Origin of the sequence: Nitrospira sp., from assembly GCA_024998565.1 — a bacterium.
GTDB lineage: Bacteria > Nitrospirota > Nitrospiria > Nitrospirales > Nitrospiraceae > Nitrospira_A.
On sequence record JACOEM010000011.1, the window covers coordinates 1 to 17,621 of the forward strand.

At 60.0% G+C, this 17,621-nt stretch carries 16 protein-coding genes; 4 read left to right on the forward strand and 12 right to left on the reverse strand.

Annotation, left to right across the window (positions count from 1 at the left end; translation table 11 throughout):
• From H8K11_16095 to H8K11_16105, 3 genes are all read right to left on the reverse strand, one after another.
• On the reverse strand, positions 1-741 hold a 741-nt coding region (locus H8K11_16095; GenBank protein ID MCS6265273.1), incomplete at its 3' end, for a carbohydrate ABC transporter permease.
• Positions 738-1,649, reverse strand: a complete 912-nt coding sequence (locus tag H8K11_16100; GenBank protein MCS6265274.1) for a sugar ABC transporter permease — start codon at positions 1,647-1,649, stop codon at positions 738-740. The genes H8K11_16095 and H8K11_16100, both read right to left, overlap by 4 nt.
• A complete protein-coding gene (locus tag H8K11_16105) occupies positions 1,646-3,034 on the reverse strand; it encodes an ABC transporter substrate-binding protein (GenBank protein MCS6265275.1) in 1,389 nt (462 codons plus the stop codon). The genes H8K11_16100 and H8K11_16105 overlap by 4 nt, the downstream gene beginning before the upstream one ends.
• Positions 3,035-3,571: 537 nt before the next feature.
• On the opposite strand from H8K11_16105, the gene H8K11_16110 reads away from it, so the two are divergent.
• Positions 3,572-4,186 carry a fibronectin type III domain-containing protein gene (locus H8K11_16110; GenBank protein MCS6265276.1) on the forward strand — a complete coding sequence of 205 codons (615 nt, stop codon included), beginning with the start codon at positions 3,572-3,574 and terminating at the stop codon, positions 4,184-4,186.
• A gap of 43 nt (positions 4,187-4,229) precedes the next feature.
• Here H8K11_16110 and H8K11_16115 read toward each other — a convergent pair whose 3' ends face one another.
• From H8K11_16115 to H8K11_16135, 5 genes are all read right to left on the reverse strand, one after another.
• Positions 4,230-5,168 (reverse strand): adenine nucleotide alpha hydrolase family protein, encoded by a 939-nt coding sequence (locus tag H8K11_16115; GenBank protein MCS6265277.1) that lies wholly within the window; start codon positions 5,166-5,168, stop codon positions 4,230-4,232.
• A 43-nt stretch (positions 5,169-5,211) separates the two neighbouring features.
• Positions 5,212-5,406, reverse strand: coding sequence for a thiamine biosynthesis protein ThiS (locus tag H8K11_16120; GenBank protein ID MCS6265278.1), 195 nt, complete (start codon positions 5,404-5,406; stop codon positions 5,212-5,214).
• A gap of 165 nt (positions 5,407-5,571) precedes the next feature.
• Positions 5,572-5,724 (reverse strand): hypothetical protein, encoded by a 153-nt coding sequence (locus H8K11_16125; protein MCS6265279.1) that lies wholly within the window; start codon positions 5,722-5,724, stop codon positions 5,572-5,574.
• Positions 5,725-6,032: 308 nt separating this feature from the next.
• Entirely contained in the window at positions 6,033-7,034 is a 1,002-nt protein-coding gene (gene galT, locus H8K11_16130) for a galactose-1-phosphate uridylyltransferase (GenBank protein MCS6265280.1), read from the reverse strand.
• 103 nt (positions 7,035-7,137) lie between these two features.
• A complete protein-coding gene (locus H8K11_16135) occupies positions 7,138-9,342 on the reverse strand; it encodes a glycoside hydrolase (GenBank protein MCS6265281.1) in 2,205 nt (734 codons plus the stop codon).
• A gap of 172 nt (positions 9,343-9,514) precedes the next feature.
• Between H8K11_16135 and H8K11_16140 the strand changes: the two genes are divergently transcribed.
• Positions 9,515-9,943: a VanZ family protein gene (locus H8K11_16140; GenBank protein MCS6265282.1), complete on the forward strand. Its 429-nt coding sequence runs from the start codon at positions 9,515-9,517 to the stop codon at positions 9,941-9,943.
• A gap of 125 nt (positions 9,944-10,068) precedes the next feature.
• Here the strand turns inward: H8K11_16140 and H8K11_16145 are convergent, their stop codons facing one another.
• Entirely contained in the window at positions 10,069-11,040 is a 972-nt protein-coding gene (locus H8K11_16145) for an aldo/keto reductase (protein ID MCS6265283.1), read from the reverse strand.
• A gap of 135 nt (positions 11,041-11,175) precedes the next feature.
• Between H8K11_16145 and H8K11_16150 the strand changes: the two genes are divergently transcribed.
• Positions 11,176-12,276, forward strand: a complete 1,101-nt coding sequence (locus H8K11_16150; GenBank protein ID MCS6265284.1) for a phosphotransferase — start codon at positions 11,176-11,178, stop codon at positions 12,274-12,276.
• Positions 12,277-12,416: 140 nt separating this feature from the next.
• A complete protein-coding gene (locus tag H8K11_16155) occupies positions 12,417-13,190 on the forward strand; it encodes an NDP-sugar synthase (GenBank protein ID MCS6265285.1) in 774 nt (257 codons plus the stop codon).
• Between the two features lie 332 nt (positions 13,191-13,522).
• On the opposite strand, the gene H8K11_16160 is transcribed toward H8K11_16155, so the two are convergent.
• The 3 genes from H8K11_16160 to H8K11_16170 form a co-directional block, all read right to left on the reverse strand.
• Positions 13,523-14,899, reverse strand: a complete 1,377-nt coding sequence (locus tag H8K11_16160) for a sigma-54-dependent Fis family transcriptional regulator (protein ID MCS6265286.1) — start codon at positions 14,897-14,899, stop codon at positions 13,523-13,525.
• 46 nt (positions 14,900-14,945) lie between these two features.
• On the reverse strand, positions 14,946-16,268 hold the full coding sequence (locus H8K11_16165) for a DUF1015 domain-containing protein (GenBank protein ID MCS6265287.1): 1,323 nt from the start codon (positions 16,266-16,268) through the stop codon (positions 14,946-14,948).
• A gap of 129 nt (positions 16,269-16,397) precedes the next feature.
• Positions 16,398-17,402 carry a polyprenyl synthetase family protein gene (locus H8K11_16170; protein ID MCS6265288.1) on the reverse strand — a complete coding sequence of 335 codons (1,005 nt, stop codon included), beginning with the start codon at positions 17,400-17,402 and terminating at the stop codon, positions 16,398-16,400.
• Positions 17,403-17,621: the final 219 nt, after the last annotated feature.

The following is a 17,621-nucleotide window of genomic DNA, read 5'->3' on the forward strand; positions in this document are numbered from 1 at the left end:
AAGGGTCGCGACCACCGAAGCCGCCGCCAGCTCTCCCCAAGGCATGGTGAATTCTCCCTGGAAGAGCGCGATGCCCACGGGCAATGTCTGTTGCTCCGGTTGAGTGAGAATGAGCAGCGCAAAGAAAAATTCATTCCAGGCATAGATCAGGATCAGAATCGCGGCGGTGAAGATCCCCGGCGTCGCTAGCGGCAACGTGATCCGGAACAAAGTACCCCAAGGACCACATCCGTCAACGCGTGCGGCATCTTCGAGCTCGGGCGGCAATTCTTTGAAGAAGCTGGCGAGAATCCAGATCGCCAACGGCAGGGTGAGGGCCACATAGGGCAACACGACGCCCCACCGGTGGTTGAGACCGCCGATTGTGTCGAGCAGTCGCCAGACGGGCCCGGCGATGGCCATTTGGGGAAACATCGACACGCAGAGCAACAGGGCCAGAATCCCTTGTTTCCCGGGGATGGTCAGCCGGGCCAGCGCGTAGGCTGCCGGGATGGCGAGCAAAAGGGCGAGCAGCGTGGTGGACCCGGCCACGACGACGCTATTCAGCACGTAGTCGAAGAGATGATGGTCGAAGATGGCAGCGCGATAGAATCCCAGGTTGCCTGATGGCCACCAGGCGGGAGGCGCAGCTTCGATCTCACCTTGCGACTTGAACGATGTGAGGACAAACCAGAGGAACGGTAGCAGACTCAGTCCCACCGTAGCGATGATGCCCAGCGCGAGGAGGAGACGTCGATTCATGGTTGCCTGCGCTCCAGGAGACTCGACCCGATGGCGCGCAGGTACGTCAACGACAGCGCCAGGATCATCAGGAACACGGCCACGGAGACGGCAGAGCCATATCCGATCCGGCCTTCCGTGAACAGGGTTTGGTAACCATAGAACTGGAGCACCTGCGTGGCGTCGCCCGGCCCGCCTTGTGTCATCACGAACACGAGATCGAAGACACGAAACGCATCCATGGTGCGAAACAGTAGCGCGAGCAACAGCGCGGGTTTTAGCAGCGGAAGGGTGATGTGCCAAAACCGTTGCCAGGCGGTAGCGCCGTCGACACGGGCGGCGTCGTAGAGATCGTCTGGAATCACCTGGAGGCCGGCCAGGATCAGCAACGCGGCGAAAGAGGATGTCTTCCAGACGTCCGCCAGTACGACGATGCCGAACGCCATGCCCGGATAGGCCAGCCAGGGGATATAGTCGGTGACCTGTTCGCCGAACAACAGTAAGTTGGCGAACCCGTATTGGTCATTGAAGATATAGCGCCACAGTTGCGACGCGACGACCGTCGGAATGGCCCAGGGAATCAGGATCGCGGCCCGCACGAGACCACGCCCGCGAAACCGCTCATGAATCACCAGCGCAATGATCAGTCCGCAGGCCAACTCGAGTATCGTGGAGAGGCCCACAAAGGCAAGGGTGACGACTAGTGCCTGTTGCGCCACCGGATCACGAAGCAGCGCCACATAATTGTCCAGCCCGACGAACGGACTGCCGAGCTGCGGCAGCCCGATGAAAATATTGTGCAGGCTGAGCCAGAGCGAATCCAACACGGGGTACAGTGCGAAGACCATTGTTACGAGCAGCGCCGGTGCCACCATCGTCCAGGCCGCCAGGCTGTCGCGATTTCGCAGGATTGAGGCGGTGCGGATCATGGCGCAGCCCTCGTGAGGGCGAGTAGCCGATCGATGTGAGCGTCGGTCACGGCCGCTTCCTGAGCAAGGTCGAGGTCGTCGATGGCAAGGGCACGGCTGAAATAACGCTGTAGTAAATGCGAGATCGCGGGGTACAGGGGGGAACGCGGGCGAGCCGTCGCGGAGCGGAGGACGGTGAAGTGGTTCCGGAGTTGCGGCGCTGCTGTCAGCAGGTCGGGATCGGCAAACAGCGCCTGACGGGAGGGGGCGATGCCGGCCTCCTGTGCGAACTTCTTTTGTATGGCCTGGCTGGAAAGAAACCCGATGAGCGCCCAGGCTTCGTTCGGATGCTGTGAGTAGGCGCTGATGCCGTAGAGCCAGCCGCCGAGTGCCGCGGCCGTGCGTCCCGGAGTGAATCCGGGAAGAGGCATCACGGCGACCTGTCCGGCGATGGTCGATCGAGTCCGGTTGTTGGCCAGTTCCCAGGCGTAAGGCCAGTTGCGGTGAAAGACTGCATGGCCTTGAAGAAAGACGGAGAGGGATTCCGGTTCTTGATAGGTCAACGCCGCGCGTGATGCAAGCCGGCCGATCACCCGGTCACGAACGAACTGCACGGCGGCCATCGCTTCAGGTTTAGCCAGAGTGGAATGTGTTCCATCCGACGTCAGCAGGCTCCCGCCGTGGCCGTCGATGAACTCCAGCAGGTTACAGACGAGGCCTTCGTACTGTTTGAATTGCGCCGTGTACCCGCGCAGGGTCGGGTTCGTCGATCGTTCCCCGGCGACGATGACGTCCGCCTGTCTGGCAACCTCCTCCCATGTCGCCGGGGGAGCGAAGCCGTACTTGGTCAGCAAGTCCGATCGATAGTAGAGCAGCCCGGCATCGATGCGACTCGGAACGCCGTAAAAATGGTCGGCATATCGGCCGACTTCAATAGTGGCGGGGAGAAATTCCTTGCGCATGGCCGGAGTAAATCGCTCGTCGAGCCGACGGGCCCAACCGGCTTCCCCAAACTCCGGCACCCAGATCACATCCATGAAAAAGACGTCGACCGTGGCGTCGCGATTTTTCAGCTTTTGCGTCAGGAGATCGTGATAGGCGGTCGAGCTGTGCGGGGCCAGTTCGCGCACGACCGAAATATGAGGATGGGTTTTGGTGAACTCGGCGAGGGCCTCGTCCCACACGCGCGGGTGATCGGGTTTCCAGGAGACGAATCGGAGCGTGATGGAGGCCGTCTGTCCCTTGGGCGGCGTGGCAGGTCCGGCGGCGATCGAATCGTTGAGTGGTGGACCGAAGAGAATCAACCAGAGAAGGAGTAGCGCCGCACGGCGTTGACGTTGATGACTGGCACGCAACAGATGGCGTGGTACGGACTGAAGACATGAGTCTGTGAAAAAGGCGCGCACAATGCGACGCATGACAACTCTAGCTTATACACAGTCCATCCGGTCTGTGCAAAGGTGCAGGGCTTCAGCTGTAGTGGCGATGCGGCGGCTTAGCTTTCGCGGGACCTGTCCGGAGGCCGCTCAGCGCCCGGGGCCGAACTGCAGACACAGGACAGGTCGGGTCCGGCCTGGCGTCTTGACTGACTGAAATCTTATCCCTGAGATCACCGGCCGGAACCTGAGCGTCAGGTAGTTGGCCTCCGGCACCTGGTGCACATTCTCTACCCTTCCTGCAGTCTCAACCCTACACCGGCTGCCGAAGCCGCGGTGGAGATACACATAAATTACTATGAGATAGCACGATTTCTTTACGCACGTCTGTTTGGCATGATCACTGCTCTTAATGAGTCCGGCTGGGACGGTGGTTCATGTCACGAGACGCCCGGTGAGCCGCTTTGCGATTGTCGAAAATGGTATTCCCTTAAGTCGCACGTGGGAGGTCATATGAAACGAGGTCTGCGCCAGTGGTGTTCTTTGCCTGTGGGTGTCCTACCTCGAATGCTGGTGACTCTTGCCGTGATGCTGATCGGAAGTGGGATGCTGCTTTCCGAAGCCCAGGCCCTACAAGCCAGTCCGACTAGTTTGACCTTTCAGGCCGTACAGGGTGGTCCCAATCCACCCAGTAAGACGGTGAAGGTCTATAAAAGCAGTAGTCGAAAGGTCAGTTGGAGCGGGAAGGACAATGCCGGTTGGCTGAGTCTTTCACCTACGTCCGGTACTCTGGGAAGTTCCACGCTGCTGACGGTGTCCGTCAATATCAGCGGGCTGGCGGCCGGGACCTATTCCGGAACGGTGACGATCACGACCAGCAGGGGAAGCACCGTGGCGATACCCGTGACGCTCAAGCTCTCAGCTGCGACTTCTTCAACCACCACCGGGACGACGGCCGTTCTGGCGTGGAATGCCAATGCCGAAAGCGACCTAGCCGGATATAAGGTCTATTCCGGGACGTCTTCCGGCCGGTATGGGGCACCGGTTGACGTGGGGAAGTCCACGTCCTATCAGTTTTCGAACCTGAAACTCGGCACCACCTATTACTTTGCCGTGACGGCGTACGATGTGAACGGGAATGAGAGCTTGCGTTCCAGTGAAGTGAGCAAGAGTATTTATTGACGGGAGCATCAGCCGGAGGATGACCCGGCATTTCAGGCCAAGCCTAACGCGGCGTTGCGGTCTTGGCCTTTGCCATCATCTTGCAGTAGGTACAGATTTCCGCGGTGGTCGGTTGGCCGCAAGTCGTGCAGGGATGGAGTGTGCGTTGATCCTTTTCCGCCATGGATTCCGTGGCGGGCCCCGGCTTGGTCTGCTTCTCGAGAAACCCCCAGTAAAATCGTTGTTTCGTGCCGGGTGATTCCGTCTCCAGCCGGTTGAGGACCTCTTTATAGAGGATCATCTTGGATCCCTTGGCCATCGGACATTCTTCGACGATGTAATCGATGCGATTGACGACTGCGTAAGCGGCGATTTCCCGTTCGGAAAGACGGCAAAGCGGTTTGACCTTCTTGGCGAATCCTTCGACCGATGCCGGCAAGGTGGGGCTTTGCTTGTCCAGATATTCATCCTGCCAGTGCAACACGTTGCCTAAGAGGCGAGCAGCCTCGTCATCCAGATTGTGGCCTGTGGCCATCACGTCGTAGTCCTGTTCCACCGCGGCGCGATTGAACTGATACCGCTTGATGGTCCCGCACGTCGAACAGGTCGGGCGATGAAGAATGGTGGCCAATTCACGAATGCCGGCGCCGGCTTCCTGCTCGACGACATGCACGATCAGGTTTGCTCCGTGGGCAGCGGCCACGTTGTCCGCGTAGTGCCGCACTTTCCGATGCGATTCTTCAGAGTAGCTGCCGATGCCGAGATTCACATATAGCGCATCGGCGCGGTAGCCGAGCTTGAGGAGGATGTGCCACAGCGCAAGACTGTCTTTGCCGCCGGAGACGGCCACGAGGATGCGATCCTCGGGCGTGAACATCTTGAACGATTTGATCGCGCGCGCGACCTGCTCGTGCACGAAAGTCGTGAAGCAGCCCTTGCAGAAGGCGGCATTGTGTCGCGGGAGGCTGATGACGGCTTTAGTCTTGCACTTGCCGCAGTTCATAACGGTTCCACAATCGTGAAGGGTGAGAGGAGATTCGCACCGTTCAGCCGCCGGAGATCACCGGACGGATTTCAATCTGGTCGGCGTCGGCAAGCATTTCATCTTCCGTGACGAGTTCATCGCCTCGGATGACGAGGTGCGCCTCAATGACCAAGTTGAGTTCGCGCAGCACCTCTTTGGTGCGTTTGGGCCCTTTGATTTCAACTTGGCGTTGCGGGTGGCTGAGGTGAACAAGCATGCGCGATGATACGGCTGAGTTGTGCGCGATTGCAATGCGTATGGGCCGCCGAGGTTCCGAAGGAGCTGGCGCGGGAGGGCGAGTCCGGATGAAAGGAAGGTCGCGCACCGTAGGAGCCACGGTGGTACCAACCTTCCCGCAGGAGCCGTGATGAGCCGCTGTTGGCTACTTGATGCCCGCGATGATCTGATAAATCAGCAGGCCGACCACGCTGAGGAAGAGGAGGGCGGACCCGATTGCGAGACGCTTATATTTTTGATTCTGGAGATCCAGTTCGCTGAACGTTTCGTCTTTCCATTCGAGGTGTTGCACTTTCACGATACCCTCCTACCTTCTTGGTGGTCGCGGCCTCCCCATCCCGTTACATGTGGATGAATGTCTGAATGTGGTGCGAGTGGGCGTTCGCCTTCCGGCGTTCCCCAATGTCCTGAACCGATTACGTGGATTTTATACTGTGTCGTACCTGCAGATGGCAAGAGAAGGTACTGGACAAAATTCACGTACCGACGGAGATTTGTCCAAGACCTGTTGTACAGCATCGCTGCTTCAGGGAGGGATGAGCCTATGATCGTGCGGGAATGGTGCGCCCGCACGATGGCCGAGGGGGGGAGGACGTGTCGGCGCCCTTAGATCTCGGCGTCTCGCAGCGCCTTCGCCGCTTCTTCCGGAGCAACGGGGTTAATGTAAAACCCGGTGCCCCATTCAAATCCGGCCACCTGGGTGAGTTTCGGGATGATCTCGATGTGCCAGTGATAGAAGTCTCCGGTTTTTTCGTGCAGCGGCGAGCTGTGTAGGATGAAGTTGTAGGCCGGTCGAGCCAGCACGGTATCCATGCGCCGTAGCGCTTCGCCCAGGATAGGCGCCAAGAATTCGAACTGAGCACGTTGGCATTCTTCGAAATATCCGGCGTGACGCTTGGGAAGGATCCACATTTCAAACGGAAAACGGGGCGCGTAGGGGGTCAGGCAGACAAACTCCGGGTTCTCCAGCACCACGCGGGTGCCTTCCGACGATTCCTGCCGCAGGATGTCGCAATAGATGCAGCGTTCCTTCTGCTGGAAATGCTGCCGGCATCCGTCGATTTCTTCGAGGACGCTGGTGGGTACGACCGGCAAGGCGATGAGCTGAGAGTGGCTATGCTCCAACGTGGCGCCTGCCGTGGCGCCCTGATTTTTAAAGATCAGAATATATCGCAGCCTCAGATCCTTCTTGAGGTCGAGAATCCGGTCGCGATAGGCCCAGAGCACATCCTCCACCCGGTTTGCCGGCAGGTCGGAGAGGTGTTCCTTGTGATTGGGGGTTTCGATGATGACTTCATGGGCGCCGATCCCGTTCATGCGGTCGTAGAGGCCGAGGCCTTCGCGTCCCATGTCGCCTTCGACATGCAGCGCGGGAAACTTATTGGGGATGACTCGCACGGTCCAATTCGGGCTGTCCGGTTCCGAGGCATGGGGCCGATAGGCGAGGATCTCTTTCGGCGTCAGACGTTCCTGGCCCGGGCAAAACGGACACATGGACGCAGAGGGAAGCGGCGCCGACGGCATAGACACGTCCTGGGGGCGTCCACCCCGTTCGGTTGAAATGATGACCCAGCGGCCGACGATCGGGTCTCTTCTCAGTTCAGGCATCTCGACTCCTCTAGTTGTCAATGGTCACTGCGCAATGCTCGATGTCCAATGACGGGGCGGATGGTGACGACCTCATTGAGCAGGGAGCCTTGAGCATTGTTGTTCAGACGCGCCACATCGTGGCTTCAAAGTCGTCTCCCGGCCGGTTGAAGGTGGCCGGGCTGTGGTGAGGATACCGCGCGATTTCCATCCCATGTTCCGACACCGTCAGGGTCAACCGTAGTTCTGTGTCGATCTCGATGCCCAGTTCTTTGAACGGTATGCCCAGTTCCAGAATTTTTCGCCGGCAGATCGTGCGGTAGGAGCCCCTGTCGCGATAGAGGCCGGACTCGTCCGCCCGGGAGAGCAGAAAGGTGTCCGCGCCTTCGGCCGTGAGGGCAAACGACAACTTATATTGCTGGATGCCCGAGCCGATGAATAGGTCTGCGGTGCAGTGCTCCTGGCGCGTTTGAGTTCGTTCATCGAGATCCAGCCGGAGGTAGAGATGTTCGCGGTCGAACCCGAAGAAAATGGAGGTGAAGAGTCCTTCGGACTTCCACATGGCTCCCAGCGGGGGCGTCGGATTGATAGTGCCGGCCCCGCGCCATTCGAAAAAATTGGAGACCATGCCGTCGAGGGTCGGGGTGATGAGCGCCAGCGGGAGTTGCACCAGGTCCAGGCCTTGCGGCGTGCGGGCCTCGACCAGGGGCTGATTCAAGATGTCGGGCGGCGTCACCCCGGCATAGGTCCAGACGTTGCGCAGGTGCGTGCGGAACAGGCGGTCGAACTCCTGTTTATAGTCGGTATCGAAGTCGTCGCCGTACCACCAGAACCAGTCGCTGCCTTCGGCGGCATAGAGTTCGTCCCAGGCCGCGCGGGCTTTGTCCGGCGCCAACGAGGGCGTGAGGTCCACGAGACGGGCCCGCGTGTGCTGCAGGAGGTCCCAGCCGCGATTGTCTTCCTGGTGGCCGATCCAGATTTTAAAGTCCTGGTTGATCCAGGAGCCGGAATGTAACTGCTCGAGGCGTTGAGGGGGTGGAACCGACTCCAACGCGTGGCTCACGGTGTTCAATTGCACGCGAATGCCATGGCCGATATGCAGTCCGTCCTGTTCGAAGGCACGAAACAGCAGGGAGAGGAAGCGCTCGCCGCCGTCGTGATAATGCTCCCAGGGATTCTCGCCGTCGAGAATCACGGCCAGGAGCCCGTTCTCCAGCGGAATGTCGTATGCAAGCCCGCGGATTCGCCGGAGTACATCGTCGGCGGCCGACTCCGGGGTCGTCTTGTGATAGACGAAACCGAAGGCATCGGAAATATCCCGGTCGCGGAACACCATGGTGAGTGGCTGCTCCGCGGTGCCGACTGCGTAGGGCTGATAGAGATGATAATGACGATTCCAGGCCTGGTCGGCCATCTGGAGCGACCGGTAGAGGATACCTTCGTCCGTCGCCAGCCAGCGAATCCCGGCTTTGCTCAGGATGGGCAACAACTCAGGACAGACTGATCCTTCGGACGGCCAGAGCCCGGCCGGTGCACGGCCGAACGTGTGCGTATGGTACTCGATCGCCCGTCGCACCTGGGCGTCGGCGTCGGCCGGAGCATGGAATCGAGCGGGCAGCGGCAGGTCCGGCCTGGCGCGGCGAGTGAATTCCGAGTCGATCACAAGCGGAAGAATCGGGTGGAAAAACGGCGTGGTAGTCAACTCGATCTGTCCACGCTCCTGGAGCGCCTTATACATCGGAACAATCTGCCTGATTGCGGTCTGTTGCAGCGCCAGCACTTCCTGCTTGTCTTCTTCCGTGAAGCCCCGATTCTTCGCGCGCAACTCCGCCAGACGTGGAAAGCGCTGCAGGCTGCCGTAGCCGAACCAGGCGAGATTGTGCCAGACCTGAAGGTCCAGAAATTCCTGCGTCGAAAACTGCCTGGCCAGACGATCGAGGTCTTGCCCCTGGACGTCGACACCACGTTTCACCAGCAGTTCCTGATAACGGGGGAAGGGGCGCACCATGGTGGCCCAATTGGCGGAAAAGAAATGGCGGATCAGGAAGGCTTTTTCAGTCGGGGTCAGCTCGGCCGCCTGGCGTTGTGCATATTCCAGAAAGAGATCGCGGACGCGGCCTGTGGAGAACTCCTCCAGTTGCAGCAGCAGCGACGGCGTGAAGTTAAAGGTCGAGCGAGCCTCCGGAAATCGCTCCAGCAGGAAGGCCATGTCGAAGTAGGCCTTGGTGGCGTGCAGACGCACCCAGGGCATACTCGCGGACCCCGTGAGCGGGTCCGTGTAATACGGCTGGTGCATATGCCAGAGGAAACAGAGTTGAATGGTTTTCATCGGGAAGTTTCTTGCAGACTCCGGGGCAGTATGTCATAGGGGTAGGAGTGTTGCAATGAAAGGGCCGGATTGAGGTGGGCCTGTTTTCTTTCCGCCCGGGTGAGTGCGATCATGCGGTATGGGACCGGCGGTGGTGCGAAACGGGGAGCCAGGCAGAATGGAATCGAATCAGATGGTTTCGAGCGAGATACGTACAGCGCCGCTGGTATCGTCTTTTTCGATCCTGCGGTATTGGGGACCGGTCTGTTTGTATGCCGGACTCATTTTCTTCGGGTCTTCTGTTTCCAATCCACCGGAATCCGTTTCGTCGCTAATGGAAAAGATCTCCGACAAGATCTTGCATCTCTGCGAATACGGAGTTTTTGGGGCCTTGGCCTATCGGGCCTGTCGGCACGGAGCGGGTGCTTGGGTGGCCCGACATGCCGGCATCGTAGCGGTGGTCGGTTGTGCGCTCTACGGCCTGAGCGATGAGATCCATCAATTGTTCGTGCCCCTTCGTCAGGGAGATCCGTTGGATCTGGTGGCCGATTCCGTGGGTGCCACGCTCGGGGCCTGGACCTGGCGTCTCACAGAGCGGCGCGCTGTTCAGTCATCCCTGTAGCCTCGGCGCGTTTCGCCCGATCCTCTCCCATCGATTCTTGCCGCGTTGTTTCTCCGATCCTCGCTCCTTTCTCTGCGTGATGACGGTGCAGATGGTCCGCTGAGCCTGCCTTGCGTTTCCAGCTTCTACCAGGCGTAGGCCTCGGGGGCGGCGCCGCCCGGGCCGGGGAAGATTGTGTCCAATGTCTTGAGGTGTTCCGGAGTCAGCGTCAGCTCCAACGCCGCGAGTGCGGATGTCAGCTGTTCCTTGGTGCGAGGCCCGATGATGGGGGCCGTCACGGCCGGTTGATGAAGCAGCCAGGCGAGGGCGACGGCGGCCGGCGTGGCATTCACGGTCCTGCAGAACTGTTCATAGGCTTCCAGTTTTGTGCGATGGGTCTCGATATCTTTCCGGACGTCTTCGTCTGCCCGCCGTCCGGTTGTGTGCGTGCTCAGCGCCCCTCCCAGCAGACCTCGCGCCAGGGGACTCCAGGGAATGATGCCGATCCCATAAGCCTGACAGGCCGGGATGACCTCCAGTTCGACGGTTCGCTCCAGGAGGTTGTAGAGACTTTGTTCCGAGATGAGCCCGAGAAAGTGGCGTGACTTCGCCATCTCTTGCGCCTGCGCGATGTGCCAGCCGGCGAAATTGCTGCTGCCGACGTACAGCACCTTCCCTTCGCGGCAGAGTTGTTCCATCGCCTGCCAGATTTCCTCCCAGGGGCATTCACGATCGATGTGATGCATCTGGTAGAGGTCGAGATGGTCTGTCTGTAGACGCCGGAGACTCTCTTCGCACGCGCGTTTGATATGCAAGGCAGACAGGCGCGACTGGTTGGGCCAGTCGCCCATGCGGCCATAGACCTTCGTGGCCAGCACAATTTTCTCTCGTCGCCCGCCGCCTTGGGCGAGCCAACGGCCGACAATCTGCTCCGTCACCCCTTCGCCGACTTTCCAGCCATAGACGTTGGCGCTGTCGAAAAAGTTGATGCCCCGTTCGAGTGCCTGGTCCATGATCGCAAAACTGTCGGTTTCGGAGGTCTGCGGGCCGAAGTTCATGGTGCCGAGACAGAGGCGGCTGACCCGCAGGCCCGAGCGCCCGAGATGAACGTAGTGCATGTGCGTCTCCTTGGGGTAGAGCAGATAGGATACCGGCTCGTGGTGAGGGCTGGCAACCAATCGGCAGACGAGGGTGTATGCAGCAGGTGACTTTCTGCTGGCAGTTCAGCAAGGTTTGGCTATAATGCCGATCGTATGACAACGACAAATCCAGCCGCTCCCGCGGCACCGCTTGCCCCGCCGGATCCTGCACGAATTGCCAAGACAGTTGCGACCAAGCTGCCGTTTCGCGACGATGTGACGGGGTTGACCCCGCTCGCCGGTGACGCATCGAATCGCCGATACTTCCGGATCGCCTTGAAGGGGACGCCCTCGGCATTGATCCTCATGCAGTTGGCCGATCCGGAGGGTTTCAAAAAGTCTGAAGAAGCCGTCAGCGGCGCGTCCGCTCAGATTGCGGAACTGCCCTTTACCAACGTGCTCACGCATCTGCAGCGCACCGGTGTCACCGTCCCGCAGTTGCACTATTACGATCGCGAGGCCGGCTTCCTGTACTTGGAGGATTTCGGGGATCTGACGCTGGCCGAAGCCTGCCGCGATGCGGATCGTGCCCGCTTGGTTTCGCTCTACCGTCAGGCGATCGATCAATTGGTGCGGCTCCAAGTGAAGGGGACGCAACCGCCCGCCCCCGGCTGTATCGCCTTTCACCGGCAATTCGATGTGCCGCTGTTGATGTGGGAGTTCGACCACTTCCTCGAATATGGGATTGTCGCGCGGTTAGGGCAGCCTATGAAACCGGCCGACGACAAGGCGGTCCGCGCCGAGTTTCAACGTATCGCCGAATTGCTGGCCGGGCAGCCGCAGGTCTTCGTCCATCGCGATTACCATTCACGCAATCTCATGGTCGACGGATCGCGCATCGGGATCATCGATTTTCAGGATGCCCTCATGGGCCCGGCGACCTACGATCTGGCCTCGTTGCTGAAAGATGCGTACATCGAGCTGGAGGATGCGGTGGTGGACGGGTTGGTCGATCATTTCCTCAATGGCCTTGTCGCCCACGGGCAAGGGTGGGCGGATCGCGCGGCGTTTCGCCGCCTGTTCGACTTGACCAGTATCCAACGCAACCTCAAGGCCGCCGGCCGGTTTGTCTACATCGACCGGGTCAAACACAACCCGAAATTTCTCGCCGACATCCCTCGCGTTCTAGGCTACGTGAAACGGAATTTGTCCAAATACCCGGAGTTGGCCACATTACGTCAGCACTTGGCGCCCTACGTTCCTGAACTGCAATAAGCAGTAAAACGAGAAACGACAAACGTGAAACGGGCCGTGAGAGAAGAATTCTGCACGATCATGTCTCTTTCACGTTTTACTTTTCACGGTTCACCTTTCACGCTTCATCTTTCACGGTTCACCTTTCACGTGTGCTGCACATGAACGCCATGATCCTCGCTGCAGGCCTCGGTACTCGCCTGAGGCCCCTCACCGACGTGACGCCGAAACCGCTCCTTCCGGTGGCCGGCACGCCGATGATCGTCTGGAATCTGCTCCTCCTGAAGCGTCATGGCATTCGCGAGGTGGTGATCAATCTCCATCATTTGGGCGCAATGATTCAGCAGGCGCTGGGTGACGGCTCGGCGTTCGGGATGCGACTCCTCTATTCGCATGAGCCGGTGATTCTCGGCACCGGCGGCGGGATCAAGCAGGCGGAGCCGCACTTTCACGGTGAGCCCGTGTTGATTCTCAACGGCGACACGCTGTTCGAGCTGGATCTCGGCGCATTGATCGCGTTTCATGTGGCGCAGCAGGCTGCGGCGACCCTGGTGCTGCGACAGGACCCCGAAGCCGCGCGGTGGGGGTTGGTCGAGGTGACGGACCGGGGTGAAGTGGTGCGGATCACCGGGCGCGGCCGTACGGAGACGCTACCAACGACCGGTCGCATGTTCGCCGGCATCCATATTCTGCATCCGCGTCTTTTGCGTGAGGTACCGGTGGGGAAAGAATCCTCGATCATCGACGCCTATGTGCGCGGCATTCAAGAAGGGGAACGGATCGTCGGGTACGACTTCAGCGGCTATTGGAGCGATGTCGGCACGCCTGAACGGTATGCGCAAGCAGAACGGGATGCGGCAGCCGGGTTGCTGAATCTCACCTCCAGAACGTCCGATGGTGTGTCTCACGGGACACCCGTGAAGCGTGAAAAATAACACGTGAAACGTATTTCGTTGGGGGCGAGAGTGTGTGGACCGCGGCGGTAGGAGGAGATCTGTACGGTAGGCTCCAAGTCCCACAGCTATCGTCTCTATTTTCGGACGCGAGACGAAGGACCGCTTCTTCCGTGTAGCCGGAGGCTCAAAAAGGCCGTTCAGCAAGGCCGCAGCAATGCGAGGAGGCGAGGCGTACCCTTGCGGTACGTTGAGCTTCGGAGGTTCACGACGCGAAAAATAAAGCGCGTCACGTTTGTGAACGCCGCCGAGACGGTGAGGCGGCAGTGTCTTGCGAGAACGAAGCTGACGGTCGTGTTGCCCATCCTGCCTGGTTACTCGTCTGGAGTGGACTTTCGCTGCTTAATCAGTCGCGCAAGGTAGGTTCGCTGCAGGTCTAGAAACTCCGCTGCTTTTGTCTGATTCCCCGCCGCTTTTTCCAATGCCCGCTCAATGATATAGGCACTGTGCGCTTCCATGGACTCATGGTACGTGAGGTTCAGGTAGGGAAGACCGTGCTCTGAACTTCCCTTTCCGGCTGCGTCGTCGGGAGATAGGGCCAGAAATTCAGGTTCGATGACGTCGCTGGGACTGAGCACTACGGCGCGTGAGAGGACGTTATCGAGTTCGCGGATGTTGCCGGGCCAGGGATAATGGGTCAGCGCGGCGCGCGCCGCCGGGCTCAGCGAGACTCCGGGACGTTTGGCTTCATAGGCATGGCGCTTGAGGAAGAACTCGGCCAGCCGCACGATATCTTCGCTCCGTTCCCGTAACGGCGGGAGCGTAAAGCTGACGACGTTGAGCCGGAAAAAGAGATCTTCCCGGAACTGCCCCGCCTTGACGGCCTGCTTGAGATCCTTGTTGGTCGCTGCGACGAAGCGAATGTTGACGGAGACCGAGCGTGTGCCGCCGACCCGTTGAAATTCCTTGTCTTGCAGCACGCGCAGGAGCTTGGCCTGCAGCGGCAACGGCATGTCCCCGATTTCGTCGAGAAACACCGTTCCGCCCTCGGCCATTTCGAGCTTGCCCTTTTGAAGCCGGTCGGCGCCGGTGAAGGCGCCGCGCTCGTGACCGAACAGTTCGTTTTCGAGCAGCGTTTCCGTGAGCGCCACACAATTGATGACGACCATGGGCATGCTCTGGCGCGGACTCCATTGATGGATGGAGCGCGCGAAGAGTTCCTTGCCGGTGCCGCTTTCCCCGAGGAGGAGAATGCTGGCGTCCGAGTTGGCGGCGCGACGCGCGGATTCGATGATGGTCTGGATCTTCGGGCTGTCGCCGACGATGGTGGCATACCGGTTCTGCACGTCCGATTGAAGGGCGGCCACCTGCCGCTTCAGGGAGTCCCGCTCCAGCGCTTTTTGAATCACGATCAGGAGATGGTCTTTTTCGAGCGGCTTCGTCAAGAAGTCGTAGGCCCCATGGCGCATGGCTTCCACGGCGTCGGGAATGGTGCCGGCGGCGGTCATGACGATGACGGGGATGTCCTCGGACTGCTTGTTCTGGGCCATGCGTTTGAGCACGTCCATGCCCTTGAGGCGGGGCAGATAGAGGTCCAGCAGCACCAGGTTCGGGGATTCCTGCTCGATGAGCTCGATGCCGCGCAGGCCGTCGGAGGCCGTCAGCGTCTTATAGCCGCCCGCGTCCAGACGATCCTGCAACATCGTGACGATGTCCTGGTCGTCGTCGACTATGAGAACCTTGGCCTTCATCGGTATCGCGACTTGCTAGCGGCGATCAGCCATTCGCACTTCGCAGTTACCCTTCCATCACATTCATGACCAAACCGGTGAGCGGCTTGGGGAAGAAGTAGGTCGACTTGTGCGGCATCCGCTCGCCCGCCGAGGCTACGGCCTTCACTTCGGCGACCTTGGTCGGGTTCAGCAGTAAGGCGGCGGTGCCGGTCCCCTGGCGCACCCAATTCAGCGCCTCGTGATCGTCTTTCGAATACAGCATCGCTTCCTGCTCCTGCTGGGTGGGACAGAGCGTAGTGACCACATGCTGTTGCAACAGGGACACATCGAGCCGGTCGCGCGGGGAGGCGGAGGCCGACGGGCGTTGGGCTTCTCGCAAGGTCAACAGGTAGTACTGCGGATCGTTCTTCAGCGCCAGCCCGAACATCGGCACGGACTGCCCGCGGCTGCGCAGGGTTTCGATAAATTGCCCCCGCACCTGGGCCTCATTGCCGGCCTGAAAGGGCAGTGTCGTGACTTCGAAGACGGGATCGAGCATGCGCAACAAATCTTTCGGGGCCGGGACGCCGGTTGTGAGCACACGGTGCGTCGGCAACACGGTCAGGCCCTTGTCCTCAAGGCTGGCGAACAGCATGAGGACATTGTCGTAAGGCTGGGGGCCAGACGGGGCATCGGCTTGCTGGCGTCGCGCGCGGCGATAATTGAGCGCCGTTTCATAGCGATGATGGCCGTCGGCGATGAAGAGCTGTTTCGTGTGCATGATCTCGACGACCTTGGCGAGCACCGCCGGATCAGTCACGCTCCACAGCCGCTGGCGGAACCCCACGTCGTCCTGAAAGTCGATGCGTGGTTTGTCGGAGGCGATGGACCGCTCGATCAACGTAAGCACGTCGTTCTGCGGATCCGAATAGAGCGAAATGATCGCACTGAAGTTTGCGCGGCAGGCTTCGAGCAAATTGAGCCGGTCGGTCTTGGCTGCGGCGCGTGTATTCTCGTGCGGGTAGATCTTGCCGGACCCGAACTCTTCCAACTCCACGGTGGAGAGAAAACCTTTGAAGACCTTCGTCGGGGTGCCGGGGGCTGAATAAGGCGGCTGGTATTCGATGGTGTGGTAGTAGATGGCCGGCTTGTCGTCCCGACGCAAGGCGCCGGACTTGAGCCACTCCTTAAGGGCGCCCGCGGCGCGGAGGTACTTGTTGTTGCCGGTAGTATCGCCAGGCTGTTCATAGCCGAGTTCCAGGCGGATGACGTTGTTCGGATGGCGATCATGCAAGGTCTTCTGCAACGATGCGTCGATAATGTCATAGGGAGGTGCCACCACCTGGCGGACGTCGCCGACGGTCGCAGGATTGTAAAGTGTACCGTGAAAGGGAATGACGTGTGCCATGCGGGTTCCTATCCTTTTCTCTCGTGGGTGCGGTGTGGTCCTGTTCGCCCGGCGGTGAGCCGGGTGTGTCGCTGAACGAGTACGCGCTGTCAGCAGAGCGTGGGCGTTGTGAAGCCGGGCGGCGGCAACTCAGCGGTCGCGAGTCACCATGTAATCGGCGGCGATGGCCAGGGCGCGCTTGGCGGTGTTGTCGTGGAACAGGTCGAGATCGCGTTTGGCTGCGGCGACGAACGCGTGTGCCCGCTCCATGGCGTAGGCGATGGACCCATACTCCTGCATCAAGCCGACGATACGGCGGAGTTCCTCGTCCGTGAGGGTGCGAGTCTCCATGCGATCCTTGATCAGCTGCCGATCCGGCTCTGAGCAGTGCTGCAGGAGGTGCAGCAGCGGCAGGGTCGCTTTGCCTTGCCGCAGGTCCTGCCCGAGTGTTTTGCCCAGGTGTTCACCGTTGGCGGTATAGTCCAGCGTATCGTCCGCCAGTTGGAATGCAATGCCCAGCCGCTGCCCGAACCGGAACAGCGCTTCTTGTAACTCTTCCGTGGCGCCACCGACGATCGCGCCGATTTTACAGGATGCCGCAATCAGTCCGGCGGTCTTATGTTCGATGATGCGGAGATATTCCGACTCCGGCATCAGCGGATTGCCGTTGTAATACAGCTGCAGCACCTCGCCTTCGGCCATTTTACGGCAGGCTTCCGAGAGCGCCTCGTTGATGCCTTGATTGCGGAAATCGACGATCTGACAGATCGCGCGCGAATAGAGATAGTCGCCCACGAGAATACTGATTTGGTTGCCCCAGACTTTGCTCGCGGTCCGGCGGCCCCGGCGCAGGTCGGCGTCATCGACGACGTCGTCGTGCAGCAGGGTGGCGGTATGGATGAATTCGACCAGGCTCCCGAGGGCTTGATGGTCCTGGCCGGCGTATCCGCAGAGATGGGCGCTGAGGAGCACGAAGAGGGGACGGACGCGTTTGCCGCCGCTGTTCAGGATATGGGCGGCGACGGTGTTGACGAGGGCGACGCTGGAGTCGAGATTTTTCCGGATCTGTTCTTCGACCCCCTCCAGTTCTTCGCGATACACGTCCCACACATCGGCCATGCTGTGGAGCGTGAGGGTGGTCGGTCCGTTCGACATGGAGCGGATAGTAGGGCAGGAAACTCCACTAAGTCAAGCTCCTGCCGATGCGTTTCTCGCGTCGATCGCGTGGTCGTTCTCTTGACAGTTTCCAGCCCCATCCAGTAAGGTGACTCCTCGCTGAATTCCCCGAACGAATGGTAGCAGTCACCGTGGTCGTGCGACAGCTTCAACGTCCCCGAGAGGGGAGTCTGTTCTCCAGGTAATTGCCTTCCAGCT

What these genes read in the sequence shown, in the direction of transcription:
- H8K11_16165 (MCS6265287.1), bottom strand. Translation starts at nt 16,268, where the DNA reads ATGGCACACGTCATTCCCTTTCACGGTACACTTTACAATCCTGCGACC.
- H8K11_16140 (MCS6265282.1), top strand. Translation starts at nt 9,515, where the DNA reads ATGGTTTCGAGCGAGATACGTACAGCGCCGCTGGTATCGTCTTTTTCG.
- H8K11_16120 (MCS6265278.1), bottom strand. Translation starts at nt 5,406, where the DNA reads ATGCTTGTTCACCTCAGCCACCCGCAACGCCAAGTTGAAATCAAAGGG.
- H8K11_16115 (MCS6265277.1), bottom strand. Translation starts at nt 5,168, where the DNA reads ATGAACTGCGGCAAGTGCAAGACTAAAGCCGTCATCAGCCTCCCGCGA.
- H8K11_16100 (MCS6265274.1), bottom strand. Translation starts at nt 1,649, where the DNA reads ATGATCCGCACCGCCTCAATCCTGCGAAATCGCGACAGCCTGGCGGCC.
- H8K11_16150 (MCS6265284.1), top strand. Translation starts at nt 11,176, where the DNA reads ATGACAACGACAAATCCAGCCGCTCCCGCGGCACCGCTTGCCCCGCCG.
- galT (MCS6265280.1), bottom strand. Translation starts at nt 7,034, where the DNA reads ATGCCTGAACTGAGAAGAGACCCGATCGTCGGCCGCTGGGTCATCATT.
- H8K11_16110 (MCS6265276.1), top strand. Translation starts at nt 3,572, where the DNA reads ATGCTGGTGACTCTTGCCGTGATGCTGATCGGAAGTGGGATGCTGCTT.
- H8K11_16160 (MCS6265286.1), bottom strand. Translation starts at nt 14,899, where the DNA reads ATGAAGGCCAAGGTTCTCATAGTCGACGACGACCAGGACATCGTCACG.
- H8K11_16135 (MCS6265281.1), bottom strand. Translation starts at nt 9,342, where the DNA reads ATGAAAACCATTCAACTCTGTTTCCTCTGGCATATGCACCAGCCGTAT.
- H8K11_16170 (MCS6265288.1), bottom strand. Translation starts at nt 17,402, where the DNA reads ATGTCGAACGGACCGACCACCCTCACGCTCCACAGCATGGCCGATGTG.
- H8K11_16155 (MCS6265285.1), top strand. Translation starts at nt 12,417, where the DNA reads ATGAACGCCATGATCCTCGCTGCAGGCCTCGGTACTCGCCTGAGGCCC.
- H8K11_16145 (MCS6265283.1), bottom strand. Translation starts at nt 11,040, where the DNA reads ATGCACTACGTTCATCTCGGGCGCTCGGGCCTGCGGGTCAGCCGCCTC.